Annotated in this window: 14 protein-coding genes; 8 read left to right on the forward strand and 6 right to left on the reverse strand. The window is 36.2% G+C overall.

Going from position 1 to position 15,097, the window contains the following annotated elements; translation table 11 throughout:
- Positions 1–95: 95 nt before the first annotated feature.
- Genes kdpC through MHB75_RS15090 form a run of 4 tightly spaced genes read right to left on the reverse strand, consistent with a single transcriptional unit; the run spans position 96 to position 4,547 of the window.
- The gene (kdpC, locus tag MHB75_RS05580; protein WP_340996383.1) at positions 96–698 is read right to left on the reverse strand and encodes a potassium-transporting ATPase subunit KdpC; all 603 of its coding nucleotides are present in this window, start codon (positions 696–698) and stop codon (positions 96–98) included.
- A 12-nt stretch (positions 699–710) separates the two neighbouring features.
- Entirely contained in the window at positions 711–2,747 is a 2,037-nt protein-coding gene (gene kdpB, locus MHB75_RS05585; protein ID WP_141274382.1) for a potassium-transporting ATPase subunit KdpB, read from the reverse strand.
- A 12-nt stretch (positions 2,748–2,759) separates the two neighbouring features.
- Positions 2,760–4,460 carry a potassium-transporting ATPase subunit KdpA gene (gene kdpA / locus MHB75_RS05590; RefSeq protein ID WP_340996385.1) on the reverse strand — a complete coding sequence of 567 codons (1,701 nt, stop codon included), beginning with the start codon at positions 4,458–4,460 and terminating at the stop codon, positions 2,760–2,762.
- A gap of 12 nt (positions 4,461–4,472) precedes the next feature.
- The gene (locus MHB75_RS15090; RefSeq protein WP_368634018.1) at positions 4,473–4,547 is read right to left on the reverse strand and encodes a potassium-transporting ATPase subunit F; all 75 of its coding nucleotides are present in this window, start codon (positions 4,545–4,547) and stop codon (positions 4,473–4,475) included.
- A gap of 265 nt (positions 4,548–4,812) precedes the next feature.
- On the opposite strand from MHB75_RS15090, the gene MHB75_RS05595 reads away from it, so the two are divergent.
- The 7 genes from MHB75_RS05595 to MHB75_RS05625 all read left to right on the forward strand — a co-directional run bounded on the left by MHB75_RS05595 (position 4,813) and on the right by MHB75_RS05625 (position 12,809).
- Positions 4,813–7,425: a sensor histidine kinase gene (locus tag MHB75_RS05595; RefSeq protein ID WP_141274384.1), complete on the forward strand. Its 2,613-nt coding sequence runs from the start codon at positions 4,813–4,815 to the stop codon at positions 7,423–7,425.
- Positions 7,425–8,123: a response regulator transcription factor gene (locus tag MHB75_RS05600; RefSeq protein ID WP_087680842.1), complete on the forward strand. Its 699-nt coding sequence runs from the start codon at positions 7,425–7,427 to the stop codon at positions 8,121–8,123. Before MHB75_RS05595 ends, MHB75_RS05600 begins: the two co-directional genes overlap by 1 nt.
- A 4-nt stretch (positions 8,124–8,127) precedes the next feature.
- The gene (locus tag MHB75_RS05605) at positions 8,128–8,826 is read left to right on the forward strand and encodes a response regulator transcription factor (RefSeq protein WP_340996387.1); all 699 of its coding nucleotides are present in this window, start codon (positions 8,128–8,130) and stop codon (positions 8,824–8,826) included.
- Complete coding sequence (locus MHB75_RS05610; protein WP_340996390.1) at positions 8,823–9,806, forward strand: sensor histidine kinase; 984 nt, start codon at positions 8,823–8,825, stop codon at positions 9,804–9,806. Before MHB75_RS05605 ends, MHB75_RS05610 begins: the two co-directional genes overlap by 4 nt.
- 80 nt (positions 9,807–9,886) lie before the next feature.
- The gene (locus tag MHB75_RS05615) at positions 9,887–10,648 is read left to right on the forward strand and encodes an ABC transporter ATP-binding protein (RefSeq protein WP_087680822.1); all 762 of its coding nucleotides are present in this window, start codon (positions 9,887–9,889) and stop codon (positions 10,646–10,648) included.
- A gap of 19 nt (positions 10,649–10,667) precedes the next feature.
- Positions 10,668–12,611: an FtsX-like permease family protein gene (locus tag MHB75_RS05620; protein ID WP_340996393.1), complete on the forward strand. Its 1,944-nt coding sequence runs from the start codon at positions 10,668–10,670 to the stop codon at positions 12,609–12,611.
- Between the two features lie 42 nt (positions 12,612–12,653).
- Positions 12,654–12,809: a hypothetical protein gene (locus MHB75_RS05625; RefSeq protein ID WP_156422350.1), complete on the forward strand. Its 156-nt coding sequence runs from the start codon at positions 12,654–12,656 to the stop codon at positions 12,807–12,809.
- Between the two features lie 84 nt (positions 12,810–12,893).
- Here MHB75_RS05625 and MHB75_RS05630 read toward each other — a convergent pair whose 3' ends face one another.
- The gene (locus MHB75_RS05630) at positions 12,894–13,235 is read right to left on the reverse strand and encodes a hypothetical protein (RefSeq protein ID WP_340996396.1); all 342 of its coding nucleotides are present in this window, start codon (positions 13,233–13,235) and stop codon (positions 12,894–12,896) included.
- A 187-nt stretch (positions 13,236–13,422) separates the two neighbouring features.
- Entirely contained in the window at positions 13,423–14,211 is a 789-nt protein-coding gene (locus MHB75_RS05635; protein WP_340996399.1) for a TrmB family transcriptional regulator, read from the reverse strand.
- 94 nt (positions 14,212–14,305) lie between these two features.
- Here MHB75_RS05635 and MHB75_RS05640 point away from each other — a divergent pair, with 94 nt between their 5' ends.
- Positions 14,306–15,076 (forward strand): sulfite exporter TauE/SafE family protein, encoded by a 771-nt coding sequence (locus MHB75_RS05640; RefSeq protein ID WP_087680820.1) that lies wholly within the window; start codon positions 14,306–14,308, stop codon positions 15,074–15,076.
- Positions 15,077–15,097 lie beyond the last annotated feature (21 nt).

Here is a 15,097-nt window from a genome sequence, read left to right on the forward strand (position 1 = left end):
AGATTCAAATATAAAAAAAGCAGCAATCGCATCGTGACGCGATTGCTGTCTTTTTATTTCGAATTTGAATTCTCTCAATTTTTCATGATGTCTATTTAAGAATTAAGTTGACGGTAGATTTGTTGATTAGCTTTTAAAACATTCATTTTTTCTTCTCCAAAGATACCTAATGAACGTGAATCTGTAGCTTGTTCGATAATTTTTTTCAAATCATCTATTGATAAGCCTGTTGTTTCATGCAAGCGATCTAATTGAATTTTCGCCGCTTTAAGCGAAATATGTGGATCTAATCCAGATCCTGATGCAGTCAGTAAATCTGCAGGGATCTGTTGTTTTTCGACGGTTGGGTGCTGTTGTAAAAACTGCGCTACATCTTGTTCGATACGTTTCATCAATTCAGGATTGGAAGGTGCATAGTTTGCACTACCTGAGCGAACGCCCTCTTTATTTTCTGTATTTTTTTCATAGATATTATATGCAATAGCTGACGGTCTTGATTGAAAATATTGATCTTGTTCAAATGTTTGACCGATTAAAGCTGAGCCAATTACTTGTCCCTTTTCTTCTATTAAACTACCGTTCGCTTGATCTTTAAAGACGATCTGTGCGACTCCTGTCGTTATAAGTGGATATGCCAAGCCACAAATCCCCATCCATACGATTGTAATAAGTAATGCAACTTTCAATTGTTGCCACATCGACATGCCCTCCTATGATAACCCTAAACTTTTTAAAATAGGTGTAATGATTACGTCAATTAGTTTGATACCAATGAATGGGATAACTAATCCCCCTACTCCATAAATAAGTAAATTCTTGCGTAATAATCGATTTGCACTCATCGGACGATACGGAACACCTTTCATTGCGATTGGAATCAGTAATGGGATGATAAGTGCATTGAATAATAGAGCAGATAAAACAGCACTTATCGGTGAAGATAGATGCATTAAATTAAACATTTGCATCCCTGGAATTCCTATTAAAAAGATAGCTGGAATAATCGCAAAGTACTTAGCTACGTCATTTGCAATACTAAATGTTGTCAAAGCACCTCTTGTCATTAATAACTGTTTCCCAATTTGTACAATTTCAATGATTTTCGTAGGGTTTGAATCTAAATCCACCATGTTTGCTGCTTCTTTTGCAGCATTTGTTCCTGAATTCATCGCCACACCTACATTGGCTTGTGCAAGGGCTGGTGCATCATTTGTTCCATCGCCTGTCATCGCGACTACTTTACCTTCGCGCTGTGCTTTTCGAATCACTTCGAGTTTATCTTCAGGCTTACTTTCCGCAATGAATGAATCTACACCTGCTTCTTCTGCAATAGCAGCAGCCGTCAATGGATTATCACCTGTACACATAATCGTTTGAATGCCCATCTTTCGTAAGAGTTGAAAACGCTCCTTTAGCCCCTCTTTTACAACATCTTTTAAATAGATAGCACCTAAAATTTCTTTATTCTTTGTAACAACAAGTGGTGTTCCACCCTTATTTGAAATCATTTGAACAGCTGCTTCTACCTCATTCGGACAAGATCCTACATATTTTTTCACAGTGTCAAATGCGCCTTTTCGATAGGTTGTCCCGTCCTCTAAATTGATTCCACTCATACGTGTTTGTGCAGTAAATGGTACTTCCTCAAAAGTTTGAGTTGTTCGTGTTATATCTACACCTTTTTGTTCAATTAACGTTAAAATAGATTTACCTTCTGGGGTATCATCAGCTAGTGAACTATAATAAGCTGCTTCCATTAAATCTTGTAACTCTACTGTCTGCGCTGTATGAAAAGATGTAGCCATACGATTGCCGTATGTAATCGTTCCAGTCTTATCTAAAATTAAGACATCCACATCACCACAGGCTTCTACAGCTCGCCCGTCTTTCGCAATCACATTAAATTGTGTGACACGGTCCATTCCTGCAATGCCAATCGCAGATAATAAGCCACCTATTGTCGTTGGAATCAAACAAACCATTAATGCAATCAAAGTCGCTAGTGGAATCATTAAGTCGAAGTAATCTGCCATTGGCTTTAATGTTACGACGACAAGCAAAAAGATGATTGTTAAACTAACTAATAATGTACTTAAAGCAATCTCATTTGGTGTCTTTTGTCTTTTTGCCCCTTCAATTAACGCAATCATTTGATCTAAAAAAGAAGCACCTGGAAGTGAAGTAATTTCAATTATAATTTCATCACTTGTGACAATCGTTCCACCTGTTACCGAAGAAAAGTCGCCTCCTCTTTCTTTTACTACAGGTGCTGATTCACCTGTAATAGCTGATTCATCAACTGTTGCTACACCTTCAATCACTTCTCCGTCGTTTGGAATGACTTCTCCTGCCCGAACAATCACTCGGTCTCCCTTCATCAATGTAGAAGCTTCAACCCATTGTTCTTTTCCTTCTTTTATAATTCGCGCTCGCATCGACGTTTTGGTTTTCTTTAACGTTTCGACTTGCGCTTTTCCGCGTCCTTGTGTCATCGCTTCTGCAAAATTCGCAAACCAGATGGTGATTCCTAAAATAATAGCGATGATTGCATTATATAGACGCGGCGAATCATCATGTAACATTTGTGGAAACAGCGTAAATAGAATTGTTGCGAAAAAGCCAATCTCTACTACAAACATCACTGGATTCTTCACCATGTACATGGGGTTAAACTTTAAGCATGCTTGCCAACAAGCCGACAAAACAAATTTTTTAGAAAAAATCTGTTCTTTTTGCATAGTTGTCATTTTCTTCACTCCTTAACGTATCGTTAAAAACTCTTGAATGGGCCCTAATGTTAGTGCGGGTAAGAATGTTAATGCACCTACTACAAGAACAATTGTGAATAAGAATGTTCCGAAAAGTGGTGTATCTGTTTGTAAAGTACCAACTGAATCTGGTTGTTCAGGCTTTCTGGCGATTAGTGTCGCAATGGCTAACTGTAAAATAATCGACGTATACCGTCCGAAGAACATTGCTAAGCCAGTCGTGACATTCCAAAATGTCGTATTATCTGCTAACCCTTCAAATCCTGATCCATTATTTGCTGCTGATGAAGCATATTCATATAAAATTTGTGATAAACCATGCGCACCTGGATTGGTAATCCCTTCAACACCTCCTGCTGCTAAAACAGCAAGTGCAGAAAATCCTAAAATAATAAATGGATGAATTAAAATACATAAGGCAATAAACTTCATTTCCTTTGCTTCAATTTTTCTTCCTAAAAATTGCGGTGTACGCCCAATCATTAAACAAGCAAGGAAGATAGCTAATAGGACGTACATCATCATATTCATAAGACCCACGCCTTTTCCACCAAATACGACATTTAACATCATATTAAATAGCGGAACCATGCCTCCTATTGGCGTTAATGTATCATGCATATTATTAATCGTCCCTGTTGTAAATGCTGTTGTGACTTCTGTAAACAATGCAGATTGTTCAATTCCAAAACGAATCTCTTTTCCTTCCATACTGCCATTTGATTGATCGATGCCAAGTGCTGTAATGAGTGGATTACCTGCCTTTTCGCTTATATAAATTGCAGTAAGTCCAATTAAGAATAGAGCACCCATTACAGTGAATAACACCGCGCCCTGCTTTCCAATGACAACGTGCTTATGTGGTTGCTTTCGATAGGCAATCATCAAACCAAATGCTACAACGCATGCACCTGGTAATAACATCATCGATAATATTTCGATTACGTTCGTTAGAGCTGTTGGATTTTCAAATGGTGTAGAAGAATTAGCTCCATTAAAACCACCGCCATTCGTACCTAAATGTTTAATAGATTCCATCGAAGCAATCGGTCCTAACGCGAGATCCTGTGACTTGCCTTCCAATGTTGTAATCGTCTGGTTTTGTGCTAATGTTTGCGGAACGCCCTGCCATACGAGTGCAAGTGCAACAACGAATGAAAAAGGTAATAAAATACGGACGATAATTCGTGTGAAATCTTTGTAAAAATTACCGATTCGATCTGTTTTTGCAATAAAGCGACGACAAAATGCCATACATACTGCGTAGCCCGAAGCTGCAGAGGTGAACATCATGAAGGTAATAACAATCATTTGTGCAAAATAACTCATCGCTGATTCACCACTATAATGCTGTAAATTCGTATTCGTCATAAACGAAATGACTGTGTTAAATGCAAGCGTCGGTTCCATATTCTCAATTTGGTTCGGATTTAAAAATACATATTTTTGAAGACGAAGTATGAGATAACTCACTATAATCATGCAAGCATTACTTAATAGTAAAGCAATGACATATTGCTTCCCTGTCATCTCCTGCTGCTTCACACCTGTTATTTTATAAAGTATATTTTCAATTTTCTGAAAAAAAGAATTAAAAACTGTTTTTTGATTCATTGTTACTTGATATACATACCGCCCGACAAGTAATACGAGCGGTATGTAGATAATTAAAACGAACACAATCTGTAACATCATAAATCCTCCCTATCTTTCTGGATACAATAGTGCATAAAATAAATAGACAAATATACACAGACATACAATAAACAACTCTAGCATGTTATTCCTCCTATTGATTTTTCGACTTATGATTACACCATTGTGTAAAAGCAAATAACACGCCGAAACTACTGAAAACTAGAGCAATCATGAAAAGTTCTAACATATCCGTCACCTTCTTTCTTGTGTAAAACTACTATAAAATAAAAAAAATTAAGGTGACATTTAGATTCGCCAAGAAATATTAAGATGGCATTAAGATGTAAAGAGCTCGCTTTTTTTTCATAAAAAATGGTTATAATGAGGAAAAGGTGGTGTTATTCGAATGAATAAAAAAAGAGGGAAATTAAAGATTTTTTTAGGATACGCAGCAGGTGTAGGAAAAACATATGCCATGCTCAAAGAAACACATGAACAACTTGCACTTGGAAAAGACATTGTTGTTGGTTATATAGAACCGCATGACCGACCTGAAACAAAGAGATTGATAGATGGTTTGGAATGTATCAAAACAATTGATGTTCATTATAAAGGTCGCGTATTTCAAGAACTTCATTTGAATGCAATTATTGAAAGGATGCCAGAATGTGTCGTCATTGATGAATTAGCTCATTCTAATACACCTGGATTACGCCATGAAAAGCGTTTTGGAGATATAGAGGAATTATTAAATCGTGGGGTTGACGTATATACAACCATCAATATTCAACATATTGAAAGTTTGCATGACCTAGTCGAAAGTATTACAGGAATTCCTGTAAATGAGCGTGTACCCGATTGGATTATTGACCGCGCCGATGAAATTCAACTAGTTGATTTAGAACCAAGTGTACTTATTCAACGACTAAAGGATGGAAAAATATATGCGCCTGAGCGAGCTAAACAAGCATTACAAAATTTCTTCACCTTACCACACTTAATTGCATTACGTGAAATCGCACTGCGCAGAATCGCTGATAGTGTGCATAAAAGGAATCCACTCGAACATGCAAAAGAACATATTCTTGTCGGTATTAGTAGCTCACCTACGAATGCAAAGGTTATTCGCACAGCAGCTCGTCTTGTTCAATCACTGCATGCTGAATTTTCTTGTGTGTATGTAATGGATGACTCGAATGAACTTGAAGCAGAGGATCAAGAACGACTACAGAAAAATATCGAATTAGCTGAACAATTAGGAGGCACAGTCATTATATTACGAGAAAATAATCCATCTGCTGCAATCGCGAATTATGCAAAAATAAGTGGTGTAACCAAAGTCGTTCTAGGTAAAACAATGGGTAAAACAACATGGTTTACAAGACGAAAATTAACAGATGCTGTCAATGCTTTCATACCATCAATTGATTTATACATTGTACCTGATTATGAAAATGCGCAAAAAAAGTCAAAAAGAAAAGAAATTGATCTTTCCTTACAATGGCTGGACTTTCTTAAAATGATTTGTATCTTTACATGCGTCGCTTTACTCGGCATGTTTTTTCAGTACCTCGGATTAAGTGAATCTAACATTATTACCATCTTTATTTTAGGTGTATTAATCGTAGCAATTTGGACTACTAGTTGGCTTATGAACATTATTAGTTCTGCTATTGCTGTTTTAGAATTCAACTTTCTTTTTACACAACCTATTTTTTCATTTGAAGCTTATCATAAAGACTATCCCATGACATTTTTTATTATGTTTTTAGCAGGGCTTCTAACAAGTAGCTTAGCTAAAAAGATTCGCAAACAAGAGCAAACAGCGATTTATAATAGTTACCGAATCGAAACATTATTAGATGCCAACCGTACATTACAAAGTGCCAAAAATGTTGACGAACTGATGAACATTGGATGTCAAGAAATGATTAAAAATACGCAAGCACCCATTATGCTTTATACAATTGAACAAAAAAAGATACAAAGTGCAGCTTATTTCCCTTGCGCACATTTAACGACACAACAAAATGAGCATGCGAAAAAAAAGTTAGCGAATTCAAATGAACAAGCAATTGTACAGTGGTGTATCTATAATCAAAAAGCTGCTGGTCAGACAACGAATATTTTTAAAGACGCTTTTGCATATTATGTTCCCTTCTCTTTTCATGATGAAGTGCAGATAGTACTAGCGATTACATTTAAACAACAACAACCTTTTTCAAAGTTTGAAAAACAAATTATGTATGCTATTTTAAATGAACTTACGCTTTCATACGAACAGTTCTATTTACTAGAAGAAAATATGGTAGTAGCAAAAGAAAAAGAACTGGAACAAATTCAGTCGAACTTATTACGTTCTATTTCACATGATTTAAGAACACCACTCACTAGTATTTCTGGGCATGCTTCTTTATTAAAAACAGCTGGGACACAATTAACAAACGAACAAAAATATACTCTATACGAAGATTTAGATTATAATGCGAATCGACTCATTCAATTAGTTGAAAATTTATTAGCGGCTTCTAAAATTTCAAATGGACAGTTATCATTGCATATACATGAAGAATTAATTGAAGATATCTTTCAAGATTGTTTAGAGCAAATTGCGAAACATTCAGAGCGACCTATTCAGGTTGAAATACAAGAGCCAAACTTAAGTGCGAAAATGGACGTCCGCCTGATTAGACAAGTGATTTATAATTTACTTGATAATGCCATTCAACATACTGAGCCACATTGTCATATTTGCTTAAAAGCTTATGAAGAAAACGGATTGATTTGGATTGAAGTACGTGATAATGGACAAGGGATTTCTCCCAATATAAAAGAGGCTCTTTTCCATCCCACTACTTTTTACCACTTAAAACAACATGATGCAAAACGTGGTTTAGGGATTGGTTTATCACTTTGTCAAAATATTTTACAGATTCATCAGAGTGAATTACACGTAAAAGATGCGATCCCACATGGCGCTATTTTCACATTTTCTTTAGAGAAAGGAAGCGATATATGATGACACAACCTATTTTAATCGTAGAAGACGATCCTGCTATTACGCATTTTATACAAATGGCACTTGAATTACAGCACTACCCTTTTGAACATGCGCGCTCTGGTAAAGAAGCTTATGAAAAACTACTTACATCAAAGCCCATATTGATGATTTTAGATTTAGGGCTTCCTGACATGGACGGACAGGAAATTATCACTAAAACGCGTCAATGGTCTTCTATTCCCATCATCGTTGTTAGTGCTAGAGGGGAAGAACACGATAAAATCCAAGCATTGGATGCTGGAGCAGATGATTATGTGACAAAACCATTTAGTATGGATGAATTATTAGCGCGTATTCGTGTAGCACTTCGCCGAGTACAACATCCGCTACATGTACAAGAACAGCCGACTTTTCAAAATGGCCCATTAACCATTCATTATGATGCTAATCGCGTCTTTTTATATGAGGAAGAAATTCATTTAACGCCTAATGAATATATTTTATTAGAGACCTTCAGTAAGCATGTTGGAAAAGTTCTCACACACAATTTTCTGTTAAAGTCCATTTGGCAGGATGCTTTAGAAACAGATTTACCAAATCTTCGTGTATTTATGACAACACTTCGAAAAAAATTGGAGAACCCACATGTTAAGTTAATTCAAACGCATATTCGTGTAGGTTATCGTATGATTCATGTAGATGAAAGGAGCGAGTAAAGAGATGAAACGCATTTTTTTAATTGAAGACGATGAAGCCATCGCCAGACAAATTCAACAGCATTTTCAGCATTGGGATTTACAGACCACTATCGCAAACGATTTTCAACAAATTATGAAGGAGGTGCGTAGTGTAGATCCAGCTCTCGTTATTATTGATATTCAATTACCCGCATACGATGGCTTTCATTGGTGTCGAGAAATACGCGCAGAGTCGAAAATTCCAATTATCTTTTTATCTTCGCGCGACCAACCAATGGATTCCATTATGGCGATGCAATTAGGAGCAGATGATTATGTACAAAAACCTTTTCACATGGATGTATTACTCTCTAAAATCCAAGCACTTTTAAGAAGAACTTATGAGTATACACAAGTTGAAAAAGAAACGGTACATCAATGGAATGACATTCAAATTGATTATGCAAGAAGCGTTCTCCTACGCAATCACCGACAAGTCGAACTGACGAAAAATGAGCAATTCATTTTAAAAGTATTACTAGAAAAACCGGATGAAATTGTTTCAAGAGACGATTTAATGCGTCGATTATGGGATGATGAGCGTTTCGTCAATGACAATACCTTAACCGTAAACGTGAACCGTTTACGCCATAAATTAAGTGACATCGGTTTAGATAATGTCATTGAAACGAAAAAAGGATTAGGGTATGTAGCAGTGACGAAAGGAAACCTGGCAACATGATGAAACTATTTTTTAAAGATCATCTCATCTGGTTTTTATTATTATTTGTTTTATTTCTTTGGATGAATCTTTTATTTGTATTGGATACAGGCTTACAGACTGTTTCTGTTATTTATTTGAATGGGACATCATTATTTATTGTAGTAGTGGTTGTAAGTATTTATGCCCTATGGTGGCGAAAACAATTAAAAAAACAGGCCTTTTCTTCTTATCATGCTTCTTCTGTTATGGGACTTTATGAAAAAGAATATGAGCGGTTACGTGTAGAATTAAAACAAGCTGAAAATCAATTATTCACGAAGTTTCAAGAACAGGCTGATGAACAAATACGTTGGATTCATGAGATGAAAACACCGTTAACTGCGCAAAAACTCATGATTGATGCACTCCCCCCGTCCCCTGCAAAACAGCAAATTGATTTAGAGTGGCATCGCTTGCATTTTTTATTAGATCAGACATTACATACATTACGCATGGAAAGCCTAGAACAAGATTTAATTTTACAAGAGGTCTCTCTCCGTCCACTTGTAATAGACGAAATCAAACAGCTACGAAGTTGGTTTTTAGAAAAAGAGCTTGAAATTGATTTAGACGACTTCTCTACTTCCATCTATAGTGATGCAAAATGGTTACGCTTTATTTTGCGTCAAATTTTATCGAATGCGATTAAATATAGTCACGTTGGTCAATCCATTCATATTTACAGTGGGACATCACAAGATGGGCATACATTTTTAGCCGTTCAAGATACAGGTGTCGGGATTGAGCAACATGATTTACCACGCGTTTTTCAACGTGGCTTCACAGGAGGTTACGGACGTAAACAGCAGGCGGCTACAGGGATGGGTCTTTATTTAGCACAGAATATCGCGCGTAAACTAAAAATCCAACTACAAGTAGATTCAACTGTCAAACAAGGGACAACCGTTCGCTTATACTTCCCTCACCCGAATACATTTGTCGACCTTCAAGCAATATGACAAAAATGTCACGTAAAACGAACGATTGTCACATCGATTCGCTTTAAGATGAATATAAGACTTGAAGGAGGCAATATACAATGGATCTTGTAAAAGCACGTAAACTAACAAAAAGTTATGGTAAAAAACAAAACGTACAACAAGTATTAAAAGGGATTGATTTAGATGTACAAGCTGGTGAATTTGTGGGGATTATGGGCGCGTCGGGTTCTGGCAAAACGACATTATTAAATGTTTTATGCTCGATTGATACACCGACTAGCGGCATTGTCGAAATTAATGGACATGCGTTACATGAGCAATCGTCGAAAAAATTAGCACAATTGCGTCGAACAGAGATGGGTTTTATCTTTCAAGATTACAACCTCTTAGACACATTGACGGTTAAAGAAAATATTCTACTACCACTCGCTGTGAATAAAATTAAAAAAGACGAAGCAGAGTCTCGCTGTGTGACACTGATGAAACAACTTGGGATTGAAGAGTTAAAAAATAAATATCCGAATGAAATTTCAGGTGGTCAAAAACAAAGAACAGCTGCTGCACGTGCATTAATTATGAAACCATCGATTATTTTTGGAGATGAACCAACAGGCGCACTTGATTCAAAATCTGCAACCTCTCTACTTGAAAGTTTAGAAGCATTAAACAAAGCTTATCGTGTAACAATTATGATGGTCACACATGATCCTGTAGCTGCAAGCTATTGTAATCGCGTACTCTTTTTAAAAGATGGTTCAATCTATACGGAATTATATAAAGGGGATCAAACACATAAACAGTTTTTTGCACAGATTATGAATACACAAGCTGTATTAGGCGGTGATTTACGTGAGCTTTAATACGCTTGTCTTTCGAAGTATGCGAAAAAATATTCGTCACTATTATCTTTATTTCTTCGCTTTAATTTTTAGTGCTACACTCTACTTTTCATTCACAACGATTTCGTCAAATGATGATGTCACACATATGCGAAACGCCGATTTAAAAGCGGGAGCTGCTTTCCAAGTAGGTTCGATTATTTTAATCATCATTGTGGCTGTCTTTGTTTTTTATGCCAACCACCTATTTATGAAGCGTCGCAGTCGTGAAATTGGCTTATATCAACTCATTGGTATGCCAAAATCAAAAATTAATAGCATGATTTGTATTGAAAACTTTATTCTTTTCACATCCGCAGTTAGTCTTGGCGTGTTAATTGGCTATTTCTTCTCACGTTTTTTCACAATGGCCTTTTTAAAAGTCATCGGTAGCGATGATTTTGTGGAGATGTACTTTTCGACAGATGCACTAGTACAAACACTTGTTGTTTTTGCGATGATTTTTGGTTTTATCTTATTACAAACAATGTGGCTTATCGCCCGTTCAAAGCTATTAGATCTTTTCCAAGCTGAAAGTAAGTCCGAACAGCAAGTCAAAAAAATCGCGCCTTATCAGCTCGTTCTTGGACTACTTGGCATTATATTGATTGCTTTCGGCTATTACCGTTCGAGCATTTTATTCGAAGTAAAAAATACGATTACATTGAATGACTTATTTATTGCGATGGCGATTATTTTATTTTCTGTTATCGTTGGAACATTTTTATTTTTCCGTTACTCTGTTTCTTTTCTATTCAACGTCATCCGCTCGAGTAAAAAAGGACATCTCCATATTACAGATGTTGTAGCAGTAACACCCATTATTCACCGGATTCGTTCAAGCTCACTTTCGCTATCACTTATTACGATTTTAACCGCACTTGCACTTGGCATTTTGTCACTCGGCTCAATCGCTTATTATGGCGTACATGCTACAGCGAATCAAAATTCATCATATGATTTTGTTACATTCAATAACCAAGGTTCTTTTGAACAGCAATTAAAAAAGGAACAGATTGATTTTAAAAAGCAAACGTTCCAGATTGTAAGTGCCGATATCGACACACAAAATTTATTGAAGGAAAAACCTACAGATGATGCACTTAAAAACATTTCAAACAAAACACAAGTTGTCGCATTCTCTGACGCTAAAAAAGTATTCCCTTCCATTAACATAACAGATGATGAAGCTTACTTAACAGGCTACAGTCAAATGATGGCGAGTATTATTCCACTTGAAAGCGGGCGTACCATTCAAGTGTTACTCCCAGGTCTTACAAAAAATTTAGAAGTCAAAACTATTGAAAAACAGGCGATTGTTCCTTCGTATTTAACATCGGGCGTTCCAGCAGTCGTTGTTTCAGATGCGTTATTTAAACAACTACAAGAAAATAAAAAAGTTCAAAAAATGACAGCTTGGCATTCATTCACAGGCTATACAGTTCCAGATCAGGACATCAAACAGGCTACAGAGCTTTACTTTAAAACTACAAATGATGGCGCATTCAAATCGAAAAAACAAGAACTGCATCCAAAACCAAAAGCCATTTTAATTAAGGCACTACAAGAACAGATGGGGCTTGTTATTTTTATCGCTGGTTTTATCGGTCTTGCTTTCTTATTTACATCTGGTAGTATTTTATACTTTAAACAAATGTCAGAAGCAGATGAAGAAAGAACTTCGTTTACAACGATGCGAAAAATCGGCTTCTCTGAACAAGAGATTATGCGTGGCATCTTTATGAAGCAACTATTTAATTTTGGTATTCCGCTCGTAATTGGTTTATTGCACAGTTACTTTGCGGTCAAATCCGGATGGATGTTCTTTGGTACAGAACTTTATACACCACTCTTTGTGACGATGGGAATTTATATTTTACTCTATTCCATTTTCGCCCTTTTAACGACACAGTATTATAAAAATGTTGTGCGACAAGCACTTTAAATAGTACACTGTAGAGGATTATGTTTAAAGGAGTCGGCATAGATGGCACAAATGAATGAATTAGATCGCATGATGCTTATGCGCAAGCTAGCAGAATTAGCAAAAATGCTAGAAGACAAAACTGTTACAGAAGAACAATATTTAAAAGAAAAAGAAAAATTAATGGAGATGTTACGTAAGTTTAATATGGATATCTAGCCTATAAAAAGAGTCTTTTCAGGCTCTTTTTTTCTATTTTCGCAAAAAAGCCCTCTTATTTTTAAAATAAAAGGAACAAGCACATTATTTAGTTGAATCCATGATCTTTTTTATACGTTTTGAATAATCCTCTGTTAAAAGATATACAGTCTCTGTATCTTCTGTATCCATAACAGCTATTTTCTCTTGATTTAACCACATGAAGTAGCTTTTATCTCCTAGCTCTACTTTATATTCAGGGTCCATTATATCGACTTTTCCCTTTTGCTTTTGCAAATGCGTAAAAGCCTGTTCAAATGATTTTATTTCTTCATCTGATTTAAACGTAACGACAGAATTTTTTTGAACTTGATCAAAACTCTCCATTTTATACACATCGACTTGTTTTACTTCACCTAGCTTATTACTACAAGCACTTAATATCATGAAAACACTCAAAATAGAAAATAACAAAAGAATCTTTGAACACGATTTTTTACCATATGTCCCCTTCATGGATGGCAATCCCCTTTCAAAAAGAAAGCGTATTTTAATACCCTTACTATAATACCATTAATAGGTATTATTGTTATTAATATACCATTTTTTGTATAGAGGCAAATTTTCTACGTGTTCAGTATCCTTGTAGGAAAAATGCTGCGCGCTGTTCTTTCACCCAATCTTCTAGTGTATCTTGACTACGGTGTACTAAACGGTTTACGAGGACATCATGCCATATATAATCTTCTAATAAACGAATGTGTATAGGGTCATCTGTATAAAAAGCAAGTGGTCGTTCTTTTAGTGAAGGGCCATAAATCATATGTGTACTATCAACCGACACGATAAACCAGCGACTCGCTGTTGGCTTCTCTGTAAAATAGGTTGCGCGGTGACGGTCAACTGTCGGTAAACCATTCTCTACATGTAGCGTAATGCCATGCACCGTTACTTTTTTCGCCGCTTCTTCTAATACAGGACGCAATAACTCGTAAACATCATCCCACATCGAAATTAAAATTTTCTCCTTTGCTTGTCCAATTAACGTACGACAGTAACTGAGAATCGCTTCTTCTTCTTGTAAATGAAGAACGGTCGGTTTTTCTTGTTGCTTTTTTTCTTCTAATTCTTTTAATGTATCCGATAGTTGTGTAAATTCATGTTGCCAACTTGTTGCTGTCTTTTGTAAAAACACCTCGACAGGCAATGCTTGATAACGGACTTTATCCGTTGCTTCTTGTTTTGACACAATTCCTTTTTCAATAAGGCTATTCAACACATCATAAATACGCGCGCGTGGAATTCCTGAATCTTTACTAATTTGATACGCCGTCACATCGCCATTTTGAATGAGTGCTAAATACGCTTTCGATTCGTATTCTGTATAACCTCTTTGCTTTAAAATCTCAATAATTCTCTGCATATTGCCACTCCTCTCTTTTTTCTGAATTCTTTATTTACAAGTATACCACAATTAGTTACTATTGTGATAGTAACTAATGAAAGGACTTATTCTTATGCCATTTGATTTAGATCCACAACTACTACTTATGCTACTCATCGCAGGTTTCGCCGCTGCCTTTATCGACTCAGTTGTTGGCGGTGGAGGTTTAATCGGTTTACCTGCTCTCATGTATTTAGGATTAAGTCCTGCTACTTCTGTCGCGACGAATAAACTCGCTGGCATGGTCGGTTCTCTAACTTCTACCATTACATTCTATCGTTCTGGGAAGCTCGACATTAAAGCCGGATTAAAATACTTCCCTCTTACATTCTTTGGCGGACTACTCGGTGCTTTCTCCGTCCACTTAATGAATCCTGAACTTTTAAAACCTTTAATGCTCATTATGTTGGCGCTCGTTCTTGTTTACACCATTTTCAAAAAAGATTGGGGCACGATGGAAAAAATCGCGCAACATTCCAAACAAAAAATGTTTACATTCGTCATCATCTTATTTTTAATTGGTTACTATGATGGTTTCTTAGGTCCTGGGACTGGTTCTTTCTTAATCTTCGCCTTCTTAACGATGGGGCATGACTTCTTAAAAGCTGCTGGCAATGCAAAACTGATGAACTTTGGTAGTAACCTTGCTGCACTGTTCATGTTCGCTTTTCTCGGTCAAATTAATTATGCTTACGGTATTCCAATGGCGATTGCTCAAGTATTCGGTGCGATTGTTGGTTCTCGATTTGCTATTCGTCAAGGCTCTGGCTATGTTCGTGTTCTTTTCATTATTGTAACCGTCGTATTATTAGCTAAAAATACATATGATTACTTTTTCAAATAAACGGAATTTTTGTTATACTGA

Source organism: Kurthia sp. FSL E2-0154, assembly GCF_038003625.1.
In the GTDB taxonomy this organism is placed as follows: Bacteria; Bacillota; Bacilli; order Bacillales_A; family Planococcaceae; genus Kurthia; species Kurthia gibsonii.

Bases quoted from the DNA above. Each gene is read 5' to 3' on its own strand.
- MHB75_RS05595 (WP_141274384.1), top strand. From the start codon at position 4,813: ATGAATAAAAAAAGAGGGAAATTAAAGATTTTTTTAGGATACGCAGCA.
- MHB75_RS05630 (WP_340996396.1), bottom strand. From the start codon at position 13,235: ATGATATTAAGTGCTTGTAGTAATAAGCTAGGTGAAGTAAAACAAGTC.
- kdpB (WP_141274382.1), bottom strand. From the start codon at position 2,747: ATGACAACTATGCAAAAAGAACAGATTTTTTCTAAAAAATTTGTTTTG.
- kdpC (WP_340996383.1), bottom strand. From the start codon at position 698: ATGTGGCAACAATTGAAAGTTGCATTACTTATTACAATCGTATGGATG.
- MHB75_RS05640 (WP_087680820.1), top strand. From the start codon at position 14,306: ATGCCATTTGATTTAGATCCACAACTACTACTTATGCTACTCATCGCA.
- MHB75_RS05635 (WP_340996399.1), bottom strand. From the start codon at position 14,211: ATGCAGAGAATTATTGAGATTTTAAAGCAAAGAGGTTATACAGAATAC.
- MHB75_RS05615 (WP_087680822.1), top strand. From the start codon at position 9,887: ATGGATCTTGTAAAAGCACGTAAACTAACAAAAAGTTATGGTAAAAAA.
- MHB75_RS05620 (WP_340996393.1), top strand. From the start codon at position 10,668: ATGCGAAAAAATATTCGTCACTATTATCTTTATTTCTTCGCTTTAATT.
- MHB75_RS05610 (WP_340996390.1), top strand. From the start codon at position 8,823: ATGATGAAACTATTTTTTAAAGATCATCTCATCTGGTTTTTATTATTA.
- MHB75_RS05605 (WP_340996387.1), top strand. From the start codon at position 8,128: ATGAAACGCATTTTTTTAATTGAAGACGATGAAGCCATCGCCAGACAA.
- MHB75_RS05600 (WP_087680842.1), top strand. From the start codon at position 7,425: ATGACACAACCTATTTTAATCGTAGAAGACGATCCTGCTATTACGCAT.
- kdpA (WP_340996385.1), bottom strand. From the start codon at position 4,460: ATGTTACAGATTGTGTTCGTTTTAATTATCTACATACCGCTCGTATTA.
- MHB75_RS05625 (WP_156422350.1), top strand. From the start codon at position 12,654: ATGGCACAAATGAATGAATTAGATCGCATGATGCTTATGCGCAAGCTA.